22 protein-coding genes are annotated in these 25113 nt (G+C 71.5%); 19 read left to right on the top strand and 3 right to left on the bottom strand.

Features of this window, described 5'->3' with window-relative positions:
* The first annotated feature begins 122 nt into the window (after positions 1-122).
* The 3 genes from ACFV46_RS22915 (at position 123) to thrS (ending at position 4018) form a co-directional block, all read left to right on the top strand.
* The gene (locus ACFV46_RS22915; protein ID WP_283289814.1) at positions 123-689 is read left to right on the top strand and encodes a DUF4365 domain-containing protein; all 567 of its coding nucleotides are present in this window, start codon (positions 123-125) and stop codon (positions 687-689) included.
* Positions 686-1915 (top strand): hypothetical protein, encoded by a 1230-nt coding sequence (locus ACFV46_RS22920; protein ID WP_385499461.1) that lies wholly within the window; start codon positions 686-688, stop codon positions 1913-1915. The genes ACFV46_RS22915 and ACFV46_RS22920 overlap by 4 nt, the downstream gene beginning before the upstream one ends.
* Positions 1916-2041: 126 nt before the next feature.
* Entirely contained in the window at positions 2042-4018 is a 1977-nt protein-coding gene (gene thrS, locus ACFV46_RS22925; RefSeq protein ID WP_385499462.1) for a threonine--tRNA ligase, read from the top strand.
* 30 nt (positions 4019-4048) lie between these two features.
* Here the strand turns inward: thrS and ACFV46_RS22930 are convergent, their stop codons facing one another.
* A complete protein-coding gene (locus ACFV46_RS22930; protein WP_376728626.1) occupies positions 4049-4708 on the bottom strand; it encodes a potassium channel family protein in 660 nt (219 codons plus the stop codon).
* Positions 4709-4786: 78 nt separating this feature from the next.
* Between ACFV46_RS22930 and ACFV46_RS22935 the strand changes: the two genes are divergently transcribed.
* A complete protein-coding gene (locus ACFV46_RS22935; protein WP_361930846.1) occupies positions 4787-5335 on the top strand; it encodes an HIT domain-containing protein in 549 nt (182 codons plus the stop codon).
* A 53-nt stretch (positions 5336-5388) separates the two neighbouring features.
* On the opposite strand, the gene ACFV46_RS22940 is transcribed toward ACFV46_RS22935, so the two are convergent.
* Positions 5389-7050 (bottom strand): hypothetical protein, encoded by a 1662-nt coding sequence (locus ACFV46_RS22940; RefSeq protein ID WP_385499464.1) that lies wholly within the window; start codon positions 7048-7050, stop codon positions 5389-5391.
* A gap of 256 nt (positions 7051-7306) precedes the next feature.
* A complete protein-coding gene (locus ACFV46_RS22945) occupies positions 7307-9505 on the bottom strand; it encodes an elongation factor G-like protein EF-G2 (protein WP_385499465.1) in 2199 nt (732 codons plus the stop codon).
* Between the two features lie 304 nt (positions 9506-9809).
* On the opposite strand from ACFV46_RS22945, the gene pgsA reads away from it, so the two are divergent.
* From pgsA to relA, 15 genes are all read left to right on the top strand, one after another.
* Positions 9810-10496, top strand: coding sequence for a phosphatidylinositol phosphate synthase (gene pgsA, locus ACFV46_RS22950; RefSeq protein WP_376728629.1), 687 nt, complete (start codon positions 9810-9812; stop codon positions 10494-10496).
* Positions 10493-11401 carry a phosphatidylinositol mannoside acyltransferase gene (locus ACFV46_RS22955; RefSeq protein ID WP_385499468.1) on the top strand — a complete coding sequence of 303 codons (909 nt, stop codon included), beginning with the start codon at positions 10493-10495 and terminating at the stop codon, positions 11399-11401. Before pgsA ends, ACFV46_RS22955 begins: the two co-directional genes overlap by 4 nt.
* Positions 11398-12573, top strand: coding sequence for a glycosyltransferase family 4 protein (locus tag ACFV46_RS22960; protein ID WP_361930859.1), 1176 nt, complete (start codon positions 11398-11400; stop codon positions 12571-12573). The genes ACFV46_RS22955 and ACFV46_RS22960 overlap by 4 nt, the downstream gene beginning before the upstream one ends.
* A gap of 179 nt (positions 12574-12752) precedes the next feature.
* Complete coding sequence (locus ACFV46_RS22965; protein ID WP_361930861.1) at positions 12753-13295, top strand: hypothetical protein; 543 nt, start codon at positions 12753-12755, stop codon at positions 13293-13295.
* Between the two features lie 128 nt (positions 13296-13423).
* Positions 13424-14329: a pyridoxal 5'-phosphate synthase lyase subunit PdxS gene (pdxS, locus tag ACFV46_RS22970; RefSeq protein ID WP_062674254.1), complete on the top strand. Its 906-nt coding sequence runs from the start codon at positions 13424-13426 to the stop codon at positions 14327-14329.
* On the top strand, positions 14329-14934 hold the full coding sequence (gene pdxT / locus ACFV46_RS22975) for a pyridoxal 5'-phosphate synthase glutaminase subunit PdxT (RefSeq protein WP_376728631.1): 606 nt from the start codon (positions 14329-14331) through the stop codon (positions 14932-14934). Before pdxS ends, pdxT begins: the two co-directional genes overlap by 1 nt.
* A 48-nt stretch (positions 14935-14982) precedes the next feature.
* Positions 14983-15735: a YebC/PmpR family DNA-binding transcriptional regulator gene (locus tag ACFV46_RS22980; RefSeq protein ID WP_361930866.1), complete on the top strand. Its 753-nt coding sequence runs from the start codon at positions 14983-14985 to the stop codon at positions 15733-15735.
* A 118-nt stretch (positions 15736-15853) separates the two neighbouring features.
* Entirely contained in the window at positions 15854-16393 is a 540-nt protein-coding gene (ruvC, locus tag ACFV46_RS22985) for a crossover junction endodeoxyribonuclease RuvC (protein ID WP_062674259.1), read from the top strand.
* Complete coding sequence (gene ruvA, locus ACFV46_RS22990) at positions 16390-16995, top strand: Holliday junction branch migration protein RuvA (RefSeq protein ID WP_385499471.1); 606 nt, start codon at positions 16390-16392, stop codon at positions 16993-16995. Before ruvC ends, ruvA begins: the two co-directional genes overlap by 4 nt.
* A gap of 72 nt (positions 16996-17067) precedes the next feature.
* The gene (gene ruvB / locus ACFV46_RS22995) at positions 17068-18141 is read left to right on the top strand and encodes a Holliday junction branch migration DNA helicase RuvB (RefSeq protein WP_361930875.1); all 1074 of its coding nucleotides are present in this window, start codon (positions 17068-17070) and stop codon (positions 18139-18141) included.
* Between the two features lie 174 nt (positions 18142-18315).
* Entirely contained in the window at positions 18316-18810 is a 495-nt protein-coding gene (gene yajC, locus ACFV46_RS23000; protein ID WP_385499472.1) for a preprotein translocase subunit YajC, read from the top strand.
* 131 nt (positions 18811-18941) lie between these two features.
* The gene (gene secD, locus ACFV46_RS23005; protein ID WP_361930880.1) at positions 18942-20660 is read left to right on the top strand and encodes a protein translocase subunit SecD; all 1719 of its coding nucleotides are present in this window, start codon (positions 18942-18944) and stop codon (positions 20658-20660) included.
* A gap of 1 nt (position 20661) precedes the next feature.
* On the top strand, positions 20662-21786 hold the full coding sequence (secF, locus tag ACFV46_RS23010; RefSeq protein WP_361930883.1) for a protein translocase subunit SecF: 1125 nt from the start codon (positions 20662-20664) through the stop codon (positions 21784-21786).
* Positions 21783-22322, top strand: coding sequence for an adenine phosphoribosyltransferase (locus ACFV46_RS23015; RefSeq protein WP_376728632.1), 540 nt, complete (start codon positions 21783-21785; stop codon positions 22320-22322). The genes secF and ACFV46_RS23015 overlap by 4 nt, the downstream gene beginning before the upstream one ends.
* 226 nt (positions 22323-22548) lie before the next feature.
* Positions 22549-25080: a GTP pyrophosphokinase gene (gene relA, locus ACFV46_RS23020; RefSeq protein WP_385499474.1), complete on the top strand. Its 2532-nt coding sequence runs from the start codon at positions 22549-22551 to the stop codon at positions 25078-25080.
* The last annotated feature ends 33 nt before the right edge of the window (positions 25081-25113 follow it).

Raw genomic sequence — 25113 nt, forward strand, 5'->3', positions numbered from 1 at the left:
CTGCCCGTTTGGTGATACCCGGGCCGTTTGCGGCGTACGCCGGAAGGACACAACAGGAGTGCGGGTCTTTGCAGTTCAGCGGCCCGCCACGGGGATTCACTCTGCCTGGAAGGCTGTTCGTCATGGCGATTGCGCAGCCCGAGCGGGGCGGGCTGCTGCCCGAACGGACGGGCCCCCCTCGCGGTTCACTCGCCACCACCGCGTGCATGGAGACACTGCAGGTGGGCTATCTGCACGCGGTCGCCGCGGCGGCGGGATGCTCGCTGTCCCAGCCGTTCCCGGACAACGGCATCGACTGGCACGTCAGCCACAGCGCGCCCGGCCACACGGTCGACGACGAGGTCACCATCAAGGTGCAGCTGAAGGCGACGTACCAGGTGGCGCCCGATCCGCCCGGCCGCTTCTTCTCCTTCACGCTCGACAACGCCCATCTGGCGAAGCTCGCCCGCACCCCGGTCTCGGTGCACAAGATCCTCGTCGTGATGATCGTGCCCCGGTCCCAGGAGCAGTGGCTGCGCGCCGGACACGACCGGCTCGACCTGCGGCACTGCTGCTACTGGGTCAACCTCGCCGGTCACGCGATCACGGGCCGGCGCCGCACCACCGTGCGGATACCGACCTCCCGCATCTTCGACGACCGGGCGCTCTGCGAGATCATGACGCGGGTCGGGACCGGAGGCAGACCATGACGCACCGCCCGCTCCAGGAGCCCGCCCGCCCGGTCCGGCCCCACCCCGTCGACGCCGCCTGGGACCGGCCCCCCGTGCCCGGCGACGTCGACCCCGCCGTCCTCGGAGCCCTGCTGCGCCGGCACGGCTGGCAGCGCCGCGGGGGAGCGGCGGGCCGCTACGGCCGCTGGACCCCGCCCGGACCGGCCGGCGGCGGCACCAGCCTGCTCGTCCCGGCGTCCCGTGCCTTCCCCGACAGCGACGACCTGCTCGCCGAGGCGCTGACCGCGCTGTCCCGCAGCGGCACCCCCGCCGCCCGCGAGGTGCTGGTCTGCCTCGCCGTGCCCAGCGACGAGATCCGCTGGTGGCGGGACGCGCCGGCGGGCCCGGCCGGGGCGGCGCCCTGGACCGCCGAGGAGGAGCTGCGCACCGCCGCCCGCCGCACCCTGCTCGCCGCCGCGCTGGCCACCCGCGCCCGGGCCGGATACCACGGCGCCCGGCACCGCCGCGCGGCCGTCGGCATGCTGGACGACGTCCTCGTGGGCTCCGCGCCCGACGGCCGCGGCCTCACCGCCTTCGTGCCCGTGGCCACCGGCCGCCCCCTCGCCGTACGCCTCCACCAGGCGCTGTACGCGACCCGGGAGGCCGTCGACTACCAGCGGGCCACCGGCGGGATGGAGGCCTTCGACGGGGCCGTCGAGGCGGGCGTCAGCCGCGAGCTGGTCGAGGGACTGATCGCCCTGGTGCGCGGCACGGAGGGCGCGCGCGTCGCCGTGGCGTGGGCGCCGGCCGCCGGCGTTCCCGAGGACTGCGCGGCCGACGGCGAGCCCGTCGAGTTCTCGCCCGGCGACCTGCCCGTCCTGCGGGCGGCCGGGGCCCGCTATCTGCGGGAGGAGCCGTCGGTGCCGGCGCTGATCACCGGCGCCGTCGTGCGGATGCGCCGGACCGGCACCCGCGGCGAGGGCACCGTCCGGCTGCGCGTCCTCGCGGGCGCCGAGGTCGCGCACGTCCGGCTGACGCTGGACGAGGAGGCGTACCGCATCGCCGGGCGCGCGCACCTCGTCGGACTGCCGGTGCGGGTACGCGGCCGGCTGGAGAGCCGGGGCGGTTTCCGCCGGCTGGCCGGTGCCTCGGAAGTGGTCCCGGTGCAGGTCGACGACGCCGAGCGGGACCGGCTGATGAAGGCGCTCCAGGAGGATCTCGACTTCTTCGAAGAGGTGTGCGCGGGGGAGGACGGCGGCGACTGACGGCGGCCGGAGGCTAAGGGGGCCGCGACAACCGTTTCGCGATCGGCGGTCGCGGGTCGGTACGATCGCAGTCATGCGCGCGCTCCTGGTATGGCGCCGCACCCCACCTTCAGTCAGGAGAGACCGGTGTCAGACGTCCGTGTGATCATCCAACGCGATTCCGAGCGGGAAGAGCGCGTGGTGACGACGGGCACTACGGCCGCCGACCTCTTCGCCGGCGAGCGCTCCGTCATCGCCGCGCGCGTGGGCGGCGAGCTCAAGGACCTGTCGTACGTGCTCTCCGACGGCGACGAGGTCGAGGGTGTCGAGATCTCCTCCGAGGACGGTCTGAACATCCTGCGCCACTCCACCGCGCACGTCATGGCGCAGGCCGTGCAGGAGCTGTTCCCCGAGGCCAAGCTCGGCATCGGCCCGCCCGTCAAGGACGGCTTCTACTACGACTTCGACGTCGAGAAGCCCTTCCACCCCGATGACCTGAAGGCCATCGAGAAGAAGATGCAGGAGATCCAGAAGCGCGGCCAGCGCTTCTCCCGGCGCGTGGTGACCGACGAGGCCGCCCGCGAGGAGCTGGCGGACGAGCCGTACAAGCTGGAGCTGATCGGCCTCAAGGGCTCCGCGTCGCACGACGACGGCGCGGACGTCGAGGTCGGCGCCGGCGAGCTGACGATCTACGACAACCTCGAAGCCAAGACGGGCGAGCTGTGCTGGAAGGACCTCTGCCGCGGTCCGCACCTGCCCACCACCCGGAACATCCCGGCGTTCAAGCTGATGCGCAACGCGGCCGCCTACTGGCGCGGCAGCGAGAAGAACCCGATGCTCCAGCGCATCTACGGCACCGCCTGGCCGTCCAAGGACGAGCTGAAGGCGCATCTGGAGTTCCTCGCCGAGGCCGAGAAGCGCGACCACCGCAAGCTCGGCAGCGAGCTCGACCTGTTCTCGATCCCCGAGCAGATCGGCTCCGGCCTCGCCGTCTTCCACCCCAAGGGCGGCATCATCCGCCGGGTCATGGAGGACTACTCGCGCCGCCGGCACGAGGAGGAGGGCTACGAGTTCGTCTACACCCCGCACGCGACGAAGGGGAAGCTCTTCGAGACCTCGGGCCACCTGGACTGGTACGCCGACGGCATGTACCCGCCCATGCAGCTCGACGAGGGCGTGGACTACTACCTCAAGCCCATGAACTGCCCGATGCACAACCTGATCTTCGACGCGCGCGGGCGTTCCTACCGCGAGCTGCCGCTGCGCCTGTTCGAGTTCGGGACCGTGTACCGGTACGAGAAGTCGGGCGTCGTGCACGGCCTCACGCGCGCCCGCGGCTTCACCCAGGACGACGCGCACATCTACTGCACCCGCGAGCAGATGTCCGAGGAGCTCGACAAGACCCTCACCTTCGTCCTGAACCTGCTGCGCGACTACGGCCTGACCGACTTCTACCTCGAGCTGTCCACCAAGGACCCGGAGAAGTTCGTCGGCACCGACGAGGCGTGGGAGGAGGCCACCGAGACGCTGCGCCAGGTCGCCGAGAAGCAGAACCTGGAACTGGTCGCGGACCCGGGCGGCGCCGCCTTCTACGGCCCGAAGATCTCCGTCCAGGCCAAGGACGCCATCGGCCGCACCTGGCAGATGTCGACGATCCAGCTCGACTTCAACCTGCCGGAGCGCTTCGACCTGGAGTACACCTCCGCCGACGGCTCCAAGCAGCGCCCGGTCATGATCCACCGCGCGCTGTTCGGCTCGATCGAGCGGTTCTTCGCGGTGCTCCTGGAGCACTACGCGGGCGCCTTCCCGGCGTGGCTGGCCCCGGTGCAGGCGCTCGGCATCCCGATCGGCGACGCGCACATCGAGTACCTGGAGAAGTTCGCCGCCGCCGCGAAGAAGCAGGGGCTGCGCGTCGAGGTCGACTCGTCCTCGGACCGGATGCAGAAGAAGATCCGCAACGCCCAGAAGCAGAAGGTGCCCTTCATGGTCATCGCGGGCGACGAGGACATGGCGAACAACGCCGTCTCCTTCCGCTACCGCGACGGATCGCAGGAGAACGGCATCCCGTTCGACGAGGCCGTCGCCAAGATCGCGAAGGTCGTCGAGGAGCGGGCGCAGGTCTGATCCACCGGCTCCACGAAGCCCCTGGAAGGCTCAGCCCTCCGGGGGCTTCGTGTCGCCCTCCCGGGCGAAGACCTGGAGCAGCCAGGAGGAGAACGACCCGGTCACCGCGCCCAGCAGGGCCAGCCCACCGGCCATCATGATCGTCGCGATCGCCCGGCCGCCCGTCGTCACCGGAACGATGTCGCCGTAGCCGACGGTGCTGAGGGTCGCCGCCGTCCACCACACCGCGTCGCCGAACGTCCGCATGGTGGCGCCGGGCGCGCCGCGTTCCTGCTGGAACACGGCCAGGGCGCCGGCGAAGCCGAGGAGCAGCGTGGACAGGCTCGCGTACGCGATCACGCGGGCGTGCAGGGTCAGCCGGGGCTCGCCCTGCCGGTGCTGGATGGCGTCGTAGAGCGGCACGATCCGCAGCGGCCGCAGCAGCGGCAGCAGAACCACGAGCGTGTGCAGGAAGTGCGTCCTGGCGAAGTGGAGGAAACGATCCCCGCTGAGTTGCTGGCGCACGATGAAGTCGGCGGCGAACAGCAGCCACAGCGCGGCCATCGTGTACACGCACAGGTCCTTCCAGAACGGCGGCATGCTCACCGCCAGGACGCGGGCGGCGTAGGCGGCAAGGAAGAGCAGCGACCCCAGGAACAGGGGGATCTCGGTGCGCTGCTCCCAGCGGGCGGAGGGGCTGTCGTCGTCCACGCGCCCAGCTTGGCCGGTGGCCGCCGCCCCGGCGCCCCGGCGACACGCCGGGAACGGTCGAAGCCATATGCTGCACGCATGACGAGTGAGCCGGAGCAGCAGTGGGGAGTGGGCATCCAGGACGCGTTCCAGCGCCTGTGGACGCCCCATCGGATGGCCTACATCCAGGGTGAGAACAAGCCGACCGGTCCCGGAGCGGACGACGGCTGCCCCTTCTGCTCGATCCCGGCCAAATCCGACGAGGACGGGCTGGTGGTCCGGCGCGGCGAGCAGGTGTACGCGGTGCTCAACCTGTACCCGTACAACGGCGGGCACCTGATGGTCGTGCCCTACCGCCATGTCGCCGACTACACCGACCTCACCGAGCCGGAGACCGCCGAGCTGGGGGCGCTGACCAAGCAGGCCATGACGGCCCTGCGCACCGCGTCGGGCGCCCACGGCTTCAACATCGGGATGAACCAGGGCACGGTCGCCGGTGCCGGGATCGCCGCCCACCTCCACCAGCACATCGTGCCGCGTTGGGGCGGGGACACGAACTTCATGCCGGTCGTCGGGCACACGCGGGTGCTGCCGCAGCTCCTCGCCGACACCCGGAAGATGCTGGCGGAGGCCTGGCCGGCCACCTGACCGCGCGGGGAGGGGCCGGGCGCGGCCCCTCCGCCGGCTCGTCGTCGGAGCGCCTACGCGTCGTAGACGTCCGCCTTGCGGGGCGAGGGATCCTGCACGGCCGTGCTGAGGAACGCCGAGCGCGCACCGAACTTCTCGGTGTCCACGCCGTTCTCGGCGAGGACCCTGATCGCCGAGGCGTGCACGGCCCGCAGCACCGGGGTGGCGGCGCGCAGCGCGTCGTCGGCCATGAAGCGGTGCCGCCACGGCTGGTCGGCCCAGGCGTGCCGCAGCCCGAACGGCTCGGGCAGGGCGATCGTCCCGCCCAGCCAGTTCAGCGCCGGGGGATACCAGGAGAGCGGGGCCCGCACCGCCAGCCGCACCACCTCGTCGGTGCCGACCAGCGGCAGCTTCACCGAGCGGGTCTCCCACGGCTTCAGCGACTTGGCGACCTCCTTGGTGGGCGCCTCGGGCTTCTCCTGGAAGAGCCCGTTGACCGGACCGAGGGCGTGGCCCGTCACCTCGATGCGCAGCGTCTCGTGCAGCACGGTCACGGTGATCAGCATGGTGATGATCAGCTGGCCGTCCCACAGGGTCCACTGGACGCCCAGATAGTGCCGGTCACCGCTGCCGAACTGCTGCTTGTTGCAGATCTCCTGTATCGCGTGCGGCTTGACCTGGTAGGCCTCGACGTCCGTGCCCTCCGGCCGGGACACCGCCGAGGCGCCCTCGGCGATCGGCGTGACGACCCAGTGGCGTATCGAGGGCTTGGGGAAACCGCCGGTGTTCAGCGGGCCGCGCTCGAGCATGCTCAGCTGGTCGTGGATCGCGCGGATCACGTCCCAGCTGCGGAACGGGTGGATCTCGCGGTCCGCGACGGCGGGCACCAGCTCCTCGGCCAGCTGCCAGCTGCCCCAGCGGGTGCCCATGCCGAGTATGCCCTTGGGCCCGGCGTAGAAGACCGAGTTGGACTGCTGCTCGGCGCTGAGCCTGGCCAGCGCCTGGCGCAGACGCTCGGCCTGGGTCTCGTTGGGACTGGCCGGCACCGCCTCCGGCACCTTCGCGCCGACGCTGCTGCCCGCGAGCAGGCTGTCCCAGCGCTCCCGCAGGTCCCGCGCGGTGCGCTCGCACACCTGCTTCGCCCAGAACCAGCCGAGGACCGGCATGACCACCGAGGCGCGCGCGTACCACGCCCAGATGCCGGTGAACGGCATCTTGAGCAGGAACAGCACGGCCAGCGCGCCCATCGCGACAAGGAGCACCGAGCCGATCGCCCCGCCCCGCCTGGCGTCCCGCTTGACGATGGTGGTGCGCAGCGTGAAGACGAGCAGCCACACGAGGAGCCCGGGCAGGAACAGCAGACCGCAGACGACCATGATCGCGCTGAGGGTCCGGTCCCGGGCCTTGCGGATGTTGTTGGCGGCCAGGCAGTGCTCGACCACAACCTGCGGCTCGGTGCCGAAGGACTGGATCAGCGGCTTGCGGCCGTCGCCGAGCATGCGGTCGACCACGGCCCGCGAGAACGCCTCGCCGAGGTTCGGCCGGAAGATCCTCGCCCAGGCGCGGCCCGCCTTGACATCCGTCTTGTGCCACTCGTTGTCGGCCTTCTTGATGTCCTCGTACGGGTTGTCGCGATAGGCCGCCGAGGCCAGCGCGAAGGTCGCCGTCTGTCCCTCACCGGCCGTGCGCGGCACCTGCGGACCGAAGATGTCCGCGTAACCGCCTTCAACGGTCATTCCCGCCCCCACTCGCCGCACTGTCGCTTCTGCGGCCTTCCCGACTTCCGTACGGCGCACACCTGTTGATCGGACGCCGATCGATGATCAGCGTATCCCCAGCCACCGACATCCGTCGGCGGACGCCCGAAGCCGCCCGCCGACGGGGAGGGGAGCGCCACGCACGCCGTCCGGAAGGCTCCGGCGCACGTCCGTTGCGCGGCGCGCGCCGAGGAGGCGACCGGGCGGCGCCGGGCGCGCGTTCCCGGAGTACGACCTAGGAGGCCGCCCGCGCCTCCTCCCGGACCCTCTCCGCGATCTGCTGCGGCATCGGCTCGTGCCGCGCGTACCGCCGGCTGAACCGGGCCGTGCCGTGCGACAGCGACCGCAGATCGATGGCGTACCGGCCGATCTCGATCTCGGGCACCTCGGCCTTGATCAGCGTGCGCCCGCCGCTGGTCTGCTCGGTACCGAGGACACGGCCCCGGCGCCCGGACAGGTCGCTCATCACGGCCCCGACGTAGTCGTCGCCGACCAGCACGGACACCTCCGCCACCGGCTCCAGCAGATGGATCTTCGTCTCTCCCGCGGCCTCGCGCAGCGCGAGCGCGCCGGCCGTCTGGAAGGCCGCGTCGGAGGAGTCGACGGAGTGCGCCTTGCCGTCCAGCAGGGTGACCCGGACATCGACGAGCGGATGGCCGGCCGCGACCCCCTTGGCCGCCTGGGCGCGCACGCCCTTCTCCACGGACGGGATGAACTGGCGCGGCACCGCGCCGCCGACGACCTTGTCCACGAACTCGATGCCCGAACCGCCGGGCAGCGGCTCGACCTCGATCTCGCAGATGGCGTACTGCCCGTGCCCGCCGGACTGCTTCACATGCCGGCCGCGGCCCGCCGCCCTGCCCGCGAACGTCTCCCGCAGCGACACCTTGTACGGCACCACGTCGACCTGCACCCCGTACCGGCTGCGCAGCCGCTCCAGCGCCACGTCGGCGTGCGCCTCGCCCAGCGCCCACAGCACCACCTGGTGGGTGGCCTGGTTCTGCTCCAGGCGCATCGTCGGGTCCTCGGCGACCAGCCGGGCCAGTCCCTGCGACAGCTTGTCCTCGTCGGCCTTGCTGTGCGCCTGGATGGCCAGCGGCAGCAGCGGGTCCGGCATCTGCCAGGGCTCCATCAGCAGCGGGTCGTCCTTCGACGACAGCGTGTCCCCGGTCTCCGCGCGGCTCAGCTTCGCCACGCACGCGAGGTCGCCCGCGATGCAGTGGCTGAGGGTGCGCTGCTGCTTGCCGAAGGGCGCCGACAGCGCGCCGACGCGCTCGTCGACGTCGTGGTCCTCGTGGCCGCGGTCCTCCATGCCGTGCCCGGACACGTGCACCGTCTCGTCGGGCCGCAGCGTGCCGGAGAAGACGCGCACCAGCGAGATCCGGCCGACGTACGGGTCCGACGCGGTCTTCACGACCTCCGCGACCAGCGGACTGTCCGGGTCGCACGGTTTCAGCTCGCGCGGCCGGCCGTCGAGCGTGGTCACCGCGGGAGCCGGCCGCTCCAGCGGGGTCGGGAAGCCGCGGGTGATCAGCTCCAGCACCTCGACGGTGCCGAGTCCCTGCCGGGCGCCCTCGGCGGCCGGGGCGGCGGCCAGGACGGGGAAGAACGTGCCGCGTGCGACGGCCCGCTCCAGGTCCTCGATGAGCGTATTGACGTCGATCTGCTCGCCGCCGAGATAGCGGTCCATGAGGGTCTCGTCCTCGCTCTCCGCGATGATCCCCTCGATCAGCCGGTTGCGCGCCTCGTCGATCAGCGGCAGCTCGTCGCCGCCCGGTTCGGACTCCTTGCGCTCCCCGGTGGAGTAGTCGAAGAGCTTCTGCGTCAGCAGGCCGATCAGACCGGTCACGGGCGCGTGCCCGTCCGGGCCCGGCCGGCCGTGCAGCGGCAGATACAGCGGCAGCACGGCGTCGGGGTCGTCGCCGCCGAACGCCTCCGCGCAGATCCGCGTCATCTCCTCGTAGTTCGCCCGCGCCGCCTCCAGATGCGTCACGACGATCGCGCGCGGCATGCCGACGGCCGCGCACTCGTCCCACACCATGCGGGTGGAGCCGTCGACGCCGTCCGAGGCCGAGACGACGAAGAGGGCCGCGTCCGCCGCGCGCAGACCGGCCCTGAGTTCCCCGACGAAGTCGGCGTAGCCGGGGGTGTCCAGCAGATTGATCTTGATGCCGTCCCATTCGACGGGCACCAGGGAGAGCTGTACCGAGCGGTGCTGCCGGTGCTCGATCTCGTCGTAGTCGGAGACGGTGCCGCCGTCCTCGACGCGGCCCGCCCGGTTCACCGCCCCCGCCGTCAGCGCGAGAGCCTCGACCAGAGTCGTCTTGCCCGAACCGCTGTGGCCGACCAGCACCACATTCCGTACGGACGTGGGGTGGTCGGCCGCTGTAGCCCTGCCGGCGGCTCCGGGGTGTGCGTTCGCCTTGTCGCCCATGATCCTGCCTCCCGTACACGGTGAGGTCACTGTGGGCGCGGACGTCCGTTCCCTCTCCCGGGCCCGGGCCCGGAAGGCGCCCCCAGCGACGGCGGCTGCGACGACGCCCGCGGTCCTTCGAGCTTTCCACTCACCGCACGGCCCGTCCATACGACGGACGGGACCGCGCCCGCCGCCCCGTCCCGGTGTGCCGTGGGGACCGAGGACGAGTGCCCGGCAGCCGCCCGCACGCGCGCGTGGCTACGATGGGCCAGCCGGTGGCCAGCAGGGGCCGCGCGGCGCCACACCGACCCTCGGGAAGGCCATGCTGAACAAGTACGCGCGTGCTTTCTTCACGCGTGTTCTCACGCCGTTCGCCTCATTTCTGATCAGAAGGGGCGTCAGCCCCGACACCGTCACCCTGATCGGGACCGCCGGCGTGGTCGCGGGCGCGCTGGTCTTCTACCCCATGGGCGAGTTCTTCTGGGGCACGGTCGTGATCACGCTGTTCGTGTTCTCCGACCTCGTCGACGGCAACATGGCGCGCCAGCTGGGCCGCTCCAGCCGCTGGGGCGCCTTCCTCGACTCCACCCTGGACCGGGTCGCCGACGGCGCGATCTTCGGCGGCTTCGCCCTCTGGTACGCCGGGGGCGGCGACGACATCGTGCTGTGCGCGGTGTCGATCTTCTGCCTGGCCAGCGGCCAGGTCGTGTCGTACACCAAGGCCCGCGGTGAGTCGATCGGCCTGCCGGTCGCGGTCAACGGCCTGGTCGAGCGGGCCGAGCGCCTGGTGATCTCGCTGGTCGCGGCCGGATTCGCCGGACTGCACAAGTTCGGTGTGCCCGGCATCCAGTACCTGCTGCCGGTGGCGCTGTGGATCGTCGCGGTGGGCAGCCTCGTCACGCTGGTCCAGCGGGTCGTCACCGTCCGCCGGGAGTCCGCCGAGGCCGAGGCCGCCGAGGCGCAGGACAAGCCGGAGAGCGCCTCGCACGGGAGCGAGGCCGCCACGTGAGCGCCCAGGACCGGCTGACCGACGCGCTGTACGGACTCGGCTGGGGCACCGTGAAGAAGCTCCCCGAGCCGGCCGCCGTGCGCCTCGGCCGCGCCATCGCCGACCTGGCGTGGAGGAAGCGGGGCAAGGGCGTCCAGCGGCTGGAGAGCAACTACGCGCGCGTGGTGCCCGACGCGAGCCCGCAGCGCCTGGCCGAGCTCTCCCGCGCGGGCATGCGCTCGTACCTGCGCTACTGGATGGAGTCCTTCCGGCTGCCCGCCTGGAGCGAGGAGCGGGTGCGCGAGGGCTTCGCGCCCAAGGACGTCCACCACCTCACCGACGGGCTGGCCGCGGGCAAGGGCGTGATATTGGCCCTGCCCCACCTGGCCAACTGGGACCTGGCCGGGGCCTGGGTCACCACCGAACTGAAGACACCGTTCACGACGGTCGCCGAGCGCCTCAAGCCCGAGACGCTCTACGACCGGTTCGTCGCCTACCGCGAGGGCCTCGGCATGGAGGTCCTGCCGCACAGCGGCGGCAGCGCCTTCGGCACGCTGGCGCGCCGGCTGCGCGACGGCGGCCTGGTCTGCCTGGTCGCCGACCGCGACCTGTCCGCCTCCGGCGTCGAGGTCGACTTCTTCGGCGCGACGGCCCGGATGCCCGCCGGACCGGCCCTGCTCGCCCAGCAGACCGGGGCGCTGCTGCTGCCCGTGACGCTCTGGTACGACGACTCGCCCGTCATGCGGGGCCGCGTCCACCCACCGGTCGAGGTGCCCGAGTCAGGCGATCGGGCCGAGAAGACGTCTGTCATGACACAGGCGCTGGCCGACGCCTTCGCCACGGGTATCGCGGAACATCCGGAGGACTGGCACATGCTCCAGCGCTTGTGGCTCGCCGACCTGGATCCCACGAAGGGGACCTTGTGAGAATCGGCATCGTCTGCCCGTACTCATGGGACGTGCCCGGAGGGGTCCAGTTCCACATCCGGGACCTCGCCGAGTACTTCATCCGGCAGGGGCACGAGGTGTCGGTGCTGGCTCCGGCCGACGACGACACCCCGCTGCCGCCGTACGTCGTCTCGGCGGGCCGGGCCGTCCCGGTGCCGTACAACGGCTCGGTCGCCCGCCTGAACTTCGGCTTCCTCTCCGCCGCGCGGGTCCGCCGCTGGCTGCACGACGGACGGTTCGACGTCATCCACATCCACGAGCCCACGTCGCCGTCCCTCGGCCTGCTGACCTGCTGGGCCGCCTCGGGGCCGATCGTGGCCACCTTCCACACGTCCAACCCGCGCTCGCGCGCGATGATCGCGGCGTACGCGATCCTCCAGGCCGCCCTGGAGAAGATCAGCGCCCGGATCGCGGTGAGCGAGTACGCCCGCCGGACGCTGGTGGAGCACCTCGGCGGCGACGCGGTCGTCATCCCCAACGGCGTCGACGTCGACTTCTTCGCCCGGGCCGAGCCCAACCCCGACTGGCAGGGCGGCACCATCGGCTTCATCGGCCGCATCGACGAGCCCCGCAAGGGCCTCCCGGTGCTGATGCGGGCCCTGCCGAAGATCCTCGCCGCCCGCCCGGAGACCCGGCTCCTCGTGGCCGGCCGGGGCGACGAGGAGGAGGCGGTCGAGGACCTGCCCGCCGAGCTGCGCTCCCGCGTCGAGTTCCTCGGCATGGTCAGCGACGAGGACAAGGCCCGGCTGCTGCGCAGCGTCGACCTGTACGTGGCCCCCAACACCGGCGGTGAGAGCTTCGGCATCATCCTGGTCGAGGCCCTGTCGGCGGGCGCCCCCGTCCTCGCCTCCGACCTCGACGCCTTCGCCCAGGTCCTGGACCAGGGCGCGGCCGGCGAACTCTTCGCCAACGAGGACGCGGACGCCCTCGCCGACGCCGCCGTACGCCTCCTGGGCGACCCCGCCCGCCGGGCCGAGCTCCGCAAGCGGGGGAGCGCCCACGTCCGCCGCTTCGACTGGTCGACGGTCGGCGCGGACATCATGTCGGTCTACGAGACGGTGACGGCGGGCGCGGCGGCGGTGGCCGCCGACGACTCCGGCACGGGCACGGCGGGCGGCCTGCGGGCCCGGCTGGGGCTGGCGCGGGACTGACGGGCTTCGGGAGGCAGGGGCCTCACCTGCGGCAGGGGCCCCACCTGCGGGCGGTCCCATGCCCGCGGACCCGTCGGCGGCCGCGGGAGGCCCGCGCGTGGGCGGCGTCCATGTGTGCCCGAGCCGCCCGTGGCGCCCCGCACACAAGGCCGCACCGGTCGCGCCGCTAGTCTGCGGCCGTGACCGCGACACTCATCTGGATCCTCGTCGTCCTCGTGGCGATCGGCCTCTACCTCAGCTGGACCGCCGGCCGGCTGGACCGGCTGCACGCCCGGATCGACGCGGCCCGCGCCGCGCTCGACGCCCAGCTGCTGCGCCGCGCCTCCGTCGCTCAGGAGCTGGCCACCTCCGGTGTGCTGGACCCGGCCGCCTCGATCGTGCTGTACGAGGCCGCGCACGCGGCCCGGCAGGCCGAGGAGGAGCAGCGGGAGGTCGCCGAGAGCGAGCTGAGCCAGGCCCTGCGCGCCGTCTTCGCCGAGACCCAGCAGGTGGAGGCGGTCCGCGAGGCGCCCGGCGGCGAGGCGGCGGCCCGCGAGCTGACGGAGGCGGTCCGCCGGGTGCCGATGGCCCGCCGCTTCCACAACGACGCCGTCCGCGCGGCCCGCGCGCTGCGCCGGCACCGCAAGGTCCGCTGGTTCCGCCTCGCCGGCCACGCCCCCTTCCCGCTGGCCTTCGAGATGGACGACGAGCCGCCCGCCGCCCTGGTCGAGCGGGTCTCCTGACCGGAACCCGCCACCGGCGGGGACGGAAAACGAGCCACCGGCTCCTCATTGGCCCTTGCTGTGGACTGGTCCGTTGCCGTTTCCTCGATGCTCGCAGCAACCCTTCTCCACCCGTAGTGAGGTCACCCGTGTCCATCTCCGAAAACCAGGCTCCCGAGACCGGCACCGCCCGTGTGAAGCGCGGCATGGCCGAGCAGCTCAAGGGCGGCGTGATCATGGACGTCGTCACGCCGGAGCAGGCGAAGATCGCCGAGGACGCGGGTGCGGTCGCGGTCATGGCCCTGGAGCGGGTGCCCGCCGACATCCGCAAGGACGGCGGCGTGGCCCGGATGTCCGACCCGGACATGATCGAGGGCATCATCGACGCCGTCTCGATCCCCGTCATGGCCAAGTCCCGCATCGGCCACTTCGTCGAGGCCCAGGTCCTGCAGTCCCTCGGCGTCGACTACATCGACGAGTCCGAGGTCCTCACCCCGGCCGACGAGGTCAACCACTCCGACAAGTGGGCCTTCACCACCCCGTTCGTCTGCGGTGCCACCAACCTCGGTGAGGCCCTGCGCCGTATCGCCGAGGGCGCGGCCATGATCCGCTCCAAGGGCGAGGCCGGCACCGGCAACGTCGTCGAGGCCGTCCGCCACCTGCGCCAGATCAAGAACGAGATCGCCCGCCTGCGCGGCTACGACAACAACGAGCTGTACGCCGCCGCCAAGGAGCTGCGCGCCCCGTACGAGCTGGTCAAGGAGGTCGCCGAGCTCGGCAAGCTTCCGGTCGTGCTGTTCTCCGCCGGCGGCGTCGCCACCCCCGCCGACGCCGCCCTGATGCGCCAGCTCGGTGCCGAGGGCGTCTTCGTCGGCTCCGGCATCTTCAAGTCCGGCGACCCGGCCAAGCGCGCCGCCGCCATCGTGAAGGCCACCACCTTCTACGACGACCCCAAGATCATCGCGGACGCGTCCCGCAACCTCGGCGAGGCCATGGTCGGCATCAACTGCGACACCCTGCCCGAGACCGAGCGCTACGCGAACCGGGGCTGGTGATGACCTCACCCGTCATCGGAGTGCTCGCGCTCCAGGGCGACGTGCGCGAGCACCTCGTCGCCCTGGCCGCGGCCGACGCCGTGGCCAGGCCGGTGCGCCGCCCCGAGGAGCTGGCCGAGGTCGACGGCCTGGTCATCCCCGGCGGGGAGTCCACCACGATCTCCAAGCTGGCCGTGCTCTTCGGGCTGATGGAGCCGCTGCGCGCGCGCGTGCGCGACGGCATGCCCGTCTACGGCACCTGCGCCGGCATGATCATGCTCGCCGACAAGATCCTCGACCCGCGCTCGGGCCAGGAGACTGTCGGCGGCATCGACATGATCGTCCGCCGCAACGCCTTCGGGCGTCAGAACGAGTCGTTCGAGGCGGCCGTCGACGTCAAGGAGATCCCGGGCGACCCGGTGGAGGGCGTCTTCATCCGGGCCCCCTGGGTGGAGTCCGTGGGCGCCGGCGCCGAGGTGCTGGCGGAGCACGACGGCCACATCGTGGCGGTCCGCCAGGGCAACGCGCTGGCCACGTCGTTCCACCCGGAGCTGACCGGCGACCACCGCGTCCACGGGCTGTTCGTCCAGATGGTGCGCGCGTACCGGACGTCCGAGTCCTTGTAGGATTCCTGCGTTCGTTGCAGAGATGGGTTACGCGAAGGAGACAGGCAGATGTCCGGCCACTCTAAATGGGCCACGACGAAGCACAAGAAGGCCGTGATCGACGCCAAGCGCGGCAAGCTCTTCGCGAAGCTCATCAAGAACATCGAGGTCGCGGCCCGGATGGGCGGAGCCGACCCCGAGGGCAACCCGACGCTGTACGACGCCATCCAGAAGGCGAAGAAGCAGTCGGTCCCCAACAAGAACATCGACTCGGCGGTCAAGCGCGGCGCGGGCCTGGAGGCCGGCGGCGCCGACTACGAGACGATCATGTACGAGGGCTACGGCCCGAACGGCGTCGCGGTGCTCATCGAGTGCCTCACCGACAACCGCAACCGCGCCGCCTCCGACGTCCGGGTCGCGATGACCCGCAACGGCGGCTCCATGGCCGACCCGGGCTCGGTGTCGTACCTGTTCAACCGCAAGGGCGTGGTGATCGTCCCCAAGGGCGAGCTGAGCGAGGACGACGTCCTCGGCGCCGTCCTCGACGCGGGCGCCGAGGAGGTCAACGACCTCGGCGAGTCCTTCGAGGTGATCAGCGAGGCCACCGACCTGGTCGCGGTCCGCACCGCGCTCCAGGACGCCGGCATCGACTACGAGTCCGCCGACGCCAACTTCGTCCCGACCATGCAGGTCGAGCTGGACGAGGAGGGCGCCAAGAAGATCTTCAAGCTGATCGACGCGCTCGAGGACAGCGACGACGTGCAGAACGTCTTCGCCAACTTCGACGTCAGCGACGAGATCATGGAGAAGGTCGACGCCTGACGCGGACGCGAGCCGCACGTGCACGTGCTCAACGGGCCGACGGGACACACCCGTCGGCCCGTCGCATTGTCAGCGGCACCCGATAGCCTGCACAAACAGGTGAGCGAAGGGAGGGGCGGTGCGCGTACTCGGGGTGGACCCCGGACTGACCCGCTGCGGTGTGGGCGTCGTCGAGGGGGTCGCGGGCCGGCCGCTGACCATGCTGGGCGTCGGAGTCGTCCGCACACCCGCGGACGCCGAGCTGGGCCACCGCCTGGTCGCCGTCGAGCAGGGCATCGAGCAGTGGCTGGACGAGCACCGGCCCGAATTCGTCGCCGTGGAGCGGGTGTTCAGCCAGCACAACGTCCGGACCGTCATGGGCACCGCCCAGGCCAGCGCCGTCGCCATGCTCTGCGCCGCCCGCCGCGGCATCCCCGTCGCCCTGCACACGCCCAGCGAGGTCAAGGCCGCCGTCACCGGCTCGGGCCGAGCCGACAAGGCACAGGTCGGCGCCATGGTCACCCGGCTGCTGCGGCTCAGCGCCCCGCCCAAGCCGGCCGACGCCGCCGACGCCCTGGCCCTCGCCATCTGCCACATCTGGCGCGCCCCCGCGCAGAACCGGCTCCAGCAGGCCGTCGCCCTGCACACCGCCACCGCATCGAAAGGCCGTACGGCATGATCGCCTTCGTCAGCGGCACCGTCGCCACCCTCGCCCCGGACACCGCGGTCGTCGAGGTCGGCGGCGTCGGCATGGCCGTCCAGTGCACCCCGAACACGCTGTCCACGCTGCGCGTCGGCCGACCCGCCAAGCTGCACACCTCCCTCGTGGTGCGCGAGGACTCCCTGACGCTCTACGGCTTCGCCGACGACGACGAGCGGGGGACCTTCGAGCTGCTGCAGACCGCGAGCGGCGTCGGCCCCCGCCTCGCCCAGGCCATGCTCGCCGTGCACACGCCCGACGCGCTGCGCCGGGCCGTGGCCACCGCCGACGAGAAGGCCCTCACCGCCGTCCCCGGCATCGGCAAGAAGGGCGCCCAGAAACTCCTCCTGGAGCTCAAGGACCGCCTCGGCGAGCCGATCGGCGCGCCCGCCGTCGGCGCCCCCGTCACCCAGGGCTGGCGCGACCAGCTGCACGCCGCCCTGATCGGCCTCGGCTACGCGACCCGCGAGGCCGACGAGGCCGTGAGCGCCGTCGCCCCCCAGGCCGAGGCCGCCGAGGGCGCCCCGGAGGTCGGCCGCCTGCTGAAGGCGGCGCTGCAGACCCTGAACAGAGCGCGCTGACCCCCCACCCGACGACACCGGCGTACGGCGGACCCGCGTACGCCCTCCACCGCGACCCGCGAGGCACACGCAATGAACTGGGACGACGACACCACCGGCACCCCCGCCCCCGAGCGGCTGGTGGGCTCGGTCGCCGACCGTGAGGACCAGGCCGTCGAGGCCGCGCTGCGCCCGAAGGACCTGGACGAGTTCATCGGCCAGGAGAAGGTCCGCGAACAGCTCGACCTGGTGCTGCGCGCCGCCCGCGCGCGCGGCGCCACCGCCGACCACGTGCTGCTCTCCGGCGCCCCCGGCCTCGGCAAGACGACCCTCTCCATGATCATCGCGGCCGAGATGGGCGCCCCCATCCGCATCACCTCCGGCCCCGCCATCCAGCACGCCGGCGACCTCGCCGCGATCCTCTCCTCCCTCCAGGAGGGCGAGGTCCTCTTCCTCGACGAGATCCACCGCATGTCCCGGCCCGCCGAGGAGATGCTGTACATGGCCATGGAGGACTTCCGCGTCGACGTGATCGTCGGCAAGGGCCCCGGCGCCACCGCGATCCCGCTGGAGCTGCCGCCCTTCACCCTGGTCGGCGCCACCACCCGGGCCGGCCTGCTGCCGCCCCCGCTGCGCGACCGCTTCGGCTTCACCGCGCACATGGAGTTCTACGAGCCCGCCGAGCTGGAGCGCGTCATCCACCGCTCGGCCGCCCTGCTCGACGTCGAGATCGGGGCCGACGGCGCCGCCGAGATCGCGGGGCGCTCCCGCGGCACGCCCCGGATCGCCAACCGCCTGCTGCGCCGCGTCCGGGACTACGCGCAGGTCAAGGCGGACGGGATCATCACCCAGGACATCGCGGCGGCCGCCCTCGCCGTCTACGAGGTCGACGCCCGCGGCCTGGACCGGCTCGACCGCGCCGTCCTGGAGGCGCTGCTGAAGCTCTTCGGCGGGGGACCGGTCGGCCTCTCCACGCTCGCCGTCGCCGTGGGGGAGGAACGTGAGACCGTGGAGGAGGTGGCCGAACCCTTCCTCGTCCGGGAGGGGCTGCTCGCCCGCACACCGCGCGGCCGGGTGGCCACACCCGCGGCATGGTCGCATCTCGGCCTCACCCCGCCCCGCACGTCGCCTGCCGGAAACGGACAAGGGGACCTGTTCGGGGCGTGATGCCCCGGTCACGGCGAGCTCTGTGGCCGGAGCAGGAACCCCGGTGCCATGCTGAGCGTTGTTCCCTGCGCGGAGACTCGCTTAGACTCCGCCGATGCCGCCCTTGTCGGCGGCAGACAATCCCCCAACCATCAGGCCGCTCACGTCGCGGTCGTGTGAAGGAAGTTCCGACCCGTGAGTCTCGTGACCCTCCTCCCGTTCATCGTGCTCATCGGGGCCATGTTCCTGATGACCCGGTCGGCCAAGAAGAAGCAGCAGCAGGCCGCCGACATGCGGAACCAGATGCAGCCCGGTTCCGGTGTCCGCACCATCGGTGGCATGTACGGCACCGTCAAGGAGGTCAACGACGACACCGTCCTCCTCGACGCGGGCCCGGGCGTGGAGCTTCTCTTCGCCAAGAACGCCATCGGTGCCGTCCTCTCCGACGACGAGTACAACCGCATCGTCCACGGCGTCGAGCACGACCTGAAGTCCGACGTCGTCCCCGACGACGCCTCCTCCCTCACCGAGAACGACGAGCCCGCTGCCGCCGCCTCCGACGAGAAGTCCGTCGACCTCGGCAAGAAGGACGAGACCGACGAGACCGAGGAGCCGTCCGAGACCGTGGCCGCCGAGGCCAAGACGGAGGACGCGCCGAAGAAGTCCGAGGGCGACGCCGACGCGAAGTAGCCGCGTTCCGGGGCGCGCGGGCGACGCCTGCGCGCCCTCGGGCGTGCGGAGCTCGCACGGTATCCCGACACCATGTCATGGCTGCCCGCCCGTAGACCGGTGCGAGGCGGCCCGAGAGGGAGTACGAGAAGGTGGCAGCACCTAAGAAGGGCCGTAAGGCGAGCGCCCAGAGCAAGCCAGGGCGCTCGCTGGCCCTCATCCTGATCGCCATCGCGGCGCTCACCGGAGGGATGTTCGCCTCGGGGCACACCACTCCGCGACTCGGCATCGACCTGGCCGGCGGCACCAGCATCACGCTGCGTGCGGAAGCCGAACCCGGCCAGGAATCCGCGATCAACAAGACCAACATGGACACCGCGGTCCAGATCATGGAGCGCCGCGTCAACGGTCTTGGTGTCTCGGAGGCCGAGGTACAGACCCAGGGCGACAAGAACATCATCGTCAACATCCCCAAGGGCACGAACTCCAAGCAGGCCCGGGATCAGGTCGGTACCACCGCCAAGCTCTACTTCCGCCCCGTCCTCCAGCGCGAGGCCTCCGGCGGCGCGGCGCAGCCGGAGCCCAGCGCGTCCCCCAGCGGCTCCCCGAGCGCGTCCCCCAGCGGCTCCTCGAAGGCGACGGACCCGGAGAAGTCCACCGGCTCCGCCACCCCCTCCGCGACGGCCACCACCCAGGGCCGCGCCGTCACCGACGGCCTGAAGGCGGACGACTCGCCCTCCCCGTCGGCCAGCGCCGACGGTGACGCCGCCAAGCTCCAGGCCGCGTACACGGCGCTCGACTGCTCCAAGCCCGCCCAGCGCGCCCAGGCCGGCAAGGACGCGAAGCCCGGCGAGACCACGGTCGCCTGTGGCAAGGACGGCGACGTCTGGACGAAGTTCCTGCTCGGCCCCGTCGCGGTCGACGGCACCGAGGTCAAGGACGCCAAGGCCTCCTTCGACACCACGCGCGCCGCCGGCTGGCAGGTCGACATGACCTTCAACGGCAGCGGCTCCAAGAAGTTCTCGAACATCACCGGCGAGCTGGCCAAGCAGAGCTCCCCGCAGAACGAGTTCGCGATCGTCCTCGACGACGAGGTGGTCTCCCACCCGTACGTCCAGCAGGCCATCACCGGCGGCAACGCGCAGATCTCCGGCAGCTTCACGCAGGAGGAGGCCAAGAGCCTCGCCAACATGCTGTCCTACGGCGCCCTGCCGCTCACCTTCAGCGAGGACAGCGTCACCACGGTGACCGCCGCCCTCGGTGGCGAGCAGCTCCAGGCCGGCCTCATCGCCGGTGCCATCGGCCTGGCGCTCGTCGTGATCTACCTGCTGGTCTACTACCGCGGCCTGTCGGTCATCGCGATCCTGTCGCTGCTGGTCTCCGCGGCCCTGACCTACACGATCATGTCGCTGCTCGGCCCCACCATCGGCTTCGCGCTGAACCTGCCGGCCGTCTGCGGTGCCATCGTCGCCATCGGCATCACGGCGGACTCGTTCATCGTGTACTTCGAACGCGTCCGTGACGAGATCCGGGAAGGCCGCACCCTGCGTCCCGCCGTCGAGCGTGCCTGGCCGCGCGCCCGGCGCACCATCCTGGTCTCCGACTTCGTGTCGTTCCTCGCCGCCGCGGTGCTCTTCATCGTGACCGTCGGCAAGGTGCAGGGCTTCGCGTTCACGCTGGGCCTCACCACCCTGCTCGACGTGGTCGTGGTGTTCCTCTTCACCAAGCCGTTGCTGACGCTCCTGGCCCGCACGAAGTTCTACGGAGGCGGCCACCCGTGGTCCGGCCTCGATCCCAAGCGACTGGGCGCCCGGCCTCCGCTGCGCCGCACCCGCCGCCCCTCCGCCCCCATCGAGACGAAGGAGGCGTGAGATGTCGAAGCTCGGCAACCTCGGCGCCCGACTGCACCGTGGCGAGGTCGGCTACGACTTCGTCCGCAACCGCAAGATCTGGTACGGCATCTCGATCCTGATCACCATCACGGCCATCGTCGGCCTGGCGGTGCGCGGCCTGAACATGGGCATCGAGTTCCAGGGCGGCGCGGTCTTCAACACCCCGAAGACCAGCGTCTCGGTGGCCCAGGCCCAGGAGTACGCGGAAGAGGCCTCCGGCCATGACGCGATCGTCCAGAAGCTCGGCAGCGGCGACAAGGCCACGCTGCGCATCCAGGTCGCGGGCATCGACACCAAGCAGGCCGACAAGGTCTCGGCGGAGCTCGCGGACAAGCTCGGCGTCTCCGAGAACGACGTCACCGGTGAGCTGGTCGGCCCGAGCTGGGGCGAGCAGATCGCCAACAAGGCCTGGCAGGGCCTCGGCATCTTCCTGTTCCTGGTCGTGATCTACCTGGCGATCGCGTTCGAGTGGCGGATGGCCCTCGCCGCGTTCGTCGCCCTGATCCACGACATCACCATCACCGTCGGCATCTACGCCCTCGTCGGCTTCGAGGTCACGCCCGGCACGGTGATCGGTCTGCTGACCATCCTCGGTTACTCGCTCTACGACACGGTCGTCGTCTTCGACAGCCTCAAGGAGCAGACGAAGGACATCACCAAGCAGACCCGCTGGACGTACAGCGAGATCGCCAACCGGTCGATCAACGGCACCCTGGTCCGCTCCATCAACACCACGGTGGTCGCGCTGCTGCCGGTGGCCGGCCTGCTGTTCATCGGCGGCGGCTTCCTCGGCGCCGGCATGCTCAACGACATCTCCCTGTCGCTGTTCGTCGGCCTCGCGGCCGGTGCGTACTCGTCGATCTTCATCGCCACCCCGCTCGTCGCCGACCTCAAGGAGCGCGAGCCGCAGATGAAGGCCCTGAAGAAGCGGGTGCTCGCCAAGCGGGCGCAGACCGCGGCGCAGGGCCCCGCCACGGACGTCGAGACCGACGACGAGGTGTACGACGACGGACCGGAGGACGCCGCCGCGGCGGTCGTCGGCCCGCGCAACCAGCCCGCCTCCCGCAACCGCGGCCGCAACCGCCCCTCGGGGAAGCGCCGATGACCGACATCAGCGAGCTGCTGCTCAGCCGTATCCGGGACGTGGCGGACTACCCGGAGCCGGGCGTGATGTTCAAGGACATCACCCCGCTCCTGGCGGACCCGGCGGCCTTCACGGCCCTCACCGACGCGCTCGCCGAGGTGGCCACCCGGACCGGGGCCACCAAGGTCGTCGGTCTGGAGGCCCGCGGCTTCATCCTCGGAGCGCCGGTCGCCGTCCGGGCCGGCGTCGGCTTCGTCCCCGTGCGCAAGGCCGGCAAGCTCCCCGGAGCGACGCTCAGCCAGGCGTACGACCTGGAGTACGGTTCGGCCGAGATCGAGATCCACGCCGAGGACCTCACCGCGAGCGACCGCGTCCTCGTCGTCGACGACGTCCTGGCGACCGGCGGCACCGCCGAGGCCTCGATCCAGCTGATCCGCCGGGCCGGCGCCGAGGTGTCCGGCCTCGCCGTCCTGATGGAGCTGGGCTTCCTCGCCGGCCGGTCCCGTGTGGAGCCGGCGCTGGCGGGAGCCCCGCTGACCTCGCTCCTCACGGTCTGACCCCCTAGCGGCATCCGATGCCCCGTGTCCGCCCCGGCGGGCCCGGGGCATCGCCGTGCGCTGACCAGGGCGTGTGACCGGCGTCCCGGAATCCACCGGAGACCTCTCGTGTTTCCCGGGTAGACGGCCCTCACATCGGCCTGAAGGCGATCCTGCGGCGCAGGCTCGCTACCATGGGGTCTCCGGAGCCTGACCGGGGGACCCGGATCGCGCACGAGGAGTCCTCTTGCCAGACGAGGCCCAGCACCTGACCGCCGCCAAGCCCGAGTCCGCCTCGGCCGCGGCGGCGAAGCCCGCGCCGAACGCACCGCACGCCAAGAACGACTCGCGCGGGACGGTCGAGCACGCCCAGTCCGCCCCGGTCGACAAGCCGGCCGAGCAGGCGCGTCCCAAGCCGGCCCCGCCCGAGCGCTCCACCCCGCCGGTCCGCCCGAACACCGGTCAGCCCGCGCGTTCCGGCTCCTCCAACCGCGTCCGGGCCCGGCTCGCCCGCCTCGGTGTCCAGCGCTCCAACCCGTACAACCCGGTCCTGGAGCCCCTGCTGCGCATAGTCCGCGGCAACGACCCGAAGATCGAGACCGCCACCCTCCGCCAGATCGAGAAGGCGTACCAGGTCGCCGAGCGCTGGCACCGCGGCCAGAAGCGCAAGAGCGGCGACCCGTACATCACGCACCCGCTGGCGGTCACCACCATCCTCGCCGAGCTCGGCATGGATCCGGCCACGCTCATGGCGGGCCTGCTGCACGACACCGTCGAGGACACCGAGTACGGCCTGGACCAGCTGCGCCGCGACTTCGGGGACTCCGTCGCCCTGCTCGTCGACGGCGTCACCAAGCTGGACAAGGTCAAGTTCGGCGAGGCCGCGCAGGCCGAGACCGTCCGCAAGATGGTCGTCGCCATGGCCAAGGACCCGCGCGTCCTGGTCATCAAGCTCGCCGACCGCCTGCACAACATGCGCACCATGCGCTACCTCAAGCGCGAGAAGCAGGAGAAGAAGGCGCGCGAGACCCTCGAGATCTACGCGCCGCTCGCCCACCGCCTCGGCATGAACACCATCAAGTGGGAGCTGGAGGACCTCGCCTTCGCGATCCTCTACCCCAAGATGTACGACGAGATCGTACGGCTGGTGGCCGAGCGTGCCCCGAAGCGCGACGAGTATCTGGCCATAGTGACCGACGAGGTGCAGCAGGACCTGCGCGCGGCCCGTATCAAGGCGACCGTCACCGGCCGCCCGAAGCACTACTACAGCGTCTACCAGAAGATGATCGTCCGCGGCCGTGACTTCGCGGAGATCTACGACCTGGTGGGCATCCGCGTCCTCGTCGACACGGTCCGCGACTGCTACGCCGCCCTCGGCACCGTGCACGCGCGATGGAACCCGGTCCCCGGCCGGTTCAAGGACTACATCGCGATGCCCAAGTTCAACATGTACCAGTCGCTGCACACGACGGTCATTGGCCCCAACGGCAAGCCGGTCGAACTCCAGATCCGCACGTTCGACATGCACCGCCGCGCCGAGTACGGCATCGCCGCGCACTGGAAGTACAAGCAGGAGGCCGTCGCCGGCGCCTCCAAGATCCGTACCGACGCCCCGAAGACGTCCGGCAAGGGCAAGGACGACCACCTCAACGACATGGCGTGGCTGCGCCAGCTGCTGGACTGGCAGAAGGAGACCGAGGACCCCGGCGAGTTCCTGGAGTCCCTGCGCTTCGACCTGTCCCGCAACGAGGTCTTCGTCTTCACACCCAAGGGCGACGTCATAGCGCTGCCGGCCGGGGCCACCCCCGTCGACTTCGCGTACGCCGTCCACACCGAGGTGGGCCACCGCACCATAGGGGCACGGGTCAACGGGCGTCTGGTGCCGCTCGAGTCCACCCTGGACAACGGCGACCTGGTCGAGGTCTTCACCTCCAAGGCGGCCGGCGCGGGCCCCTCCCGCGACTGGCTGGGCTTCGTGAAGTCGCCGCGCGCCCGGAACAAGATCCGGGCCTGGTTCTCCAAGGAGCGCCGCGACGAGGCCATCGAGCAGGGCAAGGACGCCATCGTGCGGGCCATGCGCAAGCAGAACCTGCCGATCCAGCGCATCCTCACCGGCGACTCGCTCGTCACGCTCGCCCACGAGATGCGCTACGCGGACATCTCCGCGCTGTACGCGGCGATCGGCGAGGGCCATGTCTCCGCGCAGAACATCGTGCAGAAGCTGGTCCAGGCGCTCGGCGGCGAGGAGGCGGCCACCGAGGAGATCGACGAGTCGGTCCCGCCGACCCGCAGCCGCCGCAAGCGCCGCTCCAGCGCCGACCCGGGCGTCATCGTCAAGGGCGTCGAGGACGTGTGGGTCAAGCTGGCCCGCTGCTGCACGCCGGTGCCCGGCGACCCGATCATCGGGTTCGTGACCCGTGGCAGCGGGGTGTCGGTGCACCGCAGCGACTGCGTGAACGTCGACTCGCTGTCCCGTGAGCCCGAGCGCATCCTCCAGGTCGAGTGGGCGCCGACGCAGTCCTCGGTCTTCCTGGTCGCCATCCAGGTAGAGGCGCTGGACCGCTCCCGGCTGCTGTCGGACGTCACCCGCGTCCTGTCGGACCAGCACGTCAACATCCTGTCGGCGGCCGTCCAGACCTCACGGGACCGCGTCGCCACCTCCCGCTTCACCTTCGAGATGGGCGACCCGAAGCACCTGGGTCACGTCCTGAAGGCCGTCAGGGGAGTGGAGGGCGTCTACGACGTCTACCGCGTGACGTCGGCGCGCAACCGGTCGTAGCAGCCGGCGAGAGACACGAGAGGGGCTCCCGTA

The organism is Streptomyces sp. NPDC059852 (assembly GCF_042731455.1).
Taxonomy (GTDB): domain Bacteria; phylum Actinomycetota; class Actinomycetes; order Streptomycetales; family Streptomycetaceae; genus Streptomyces.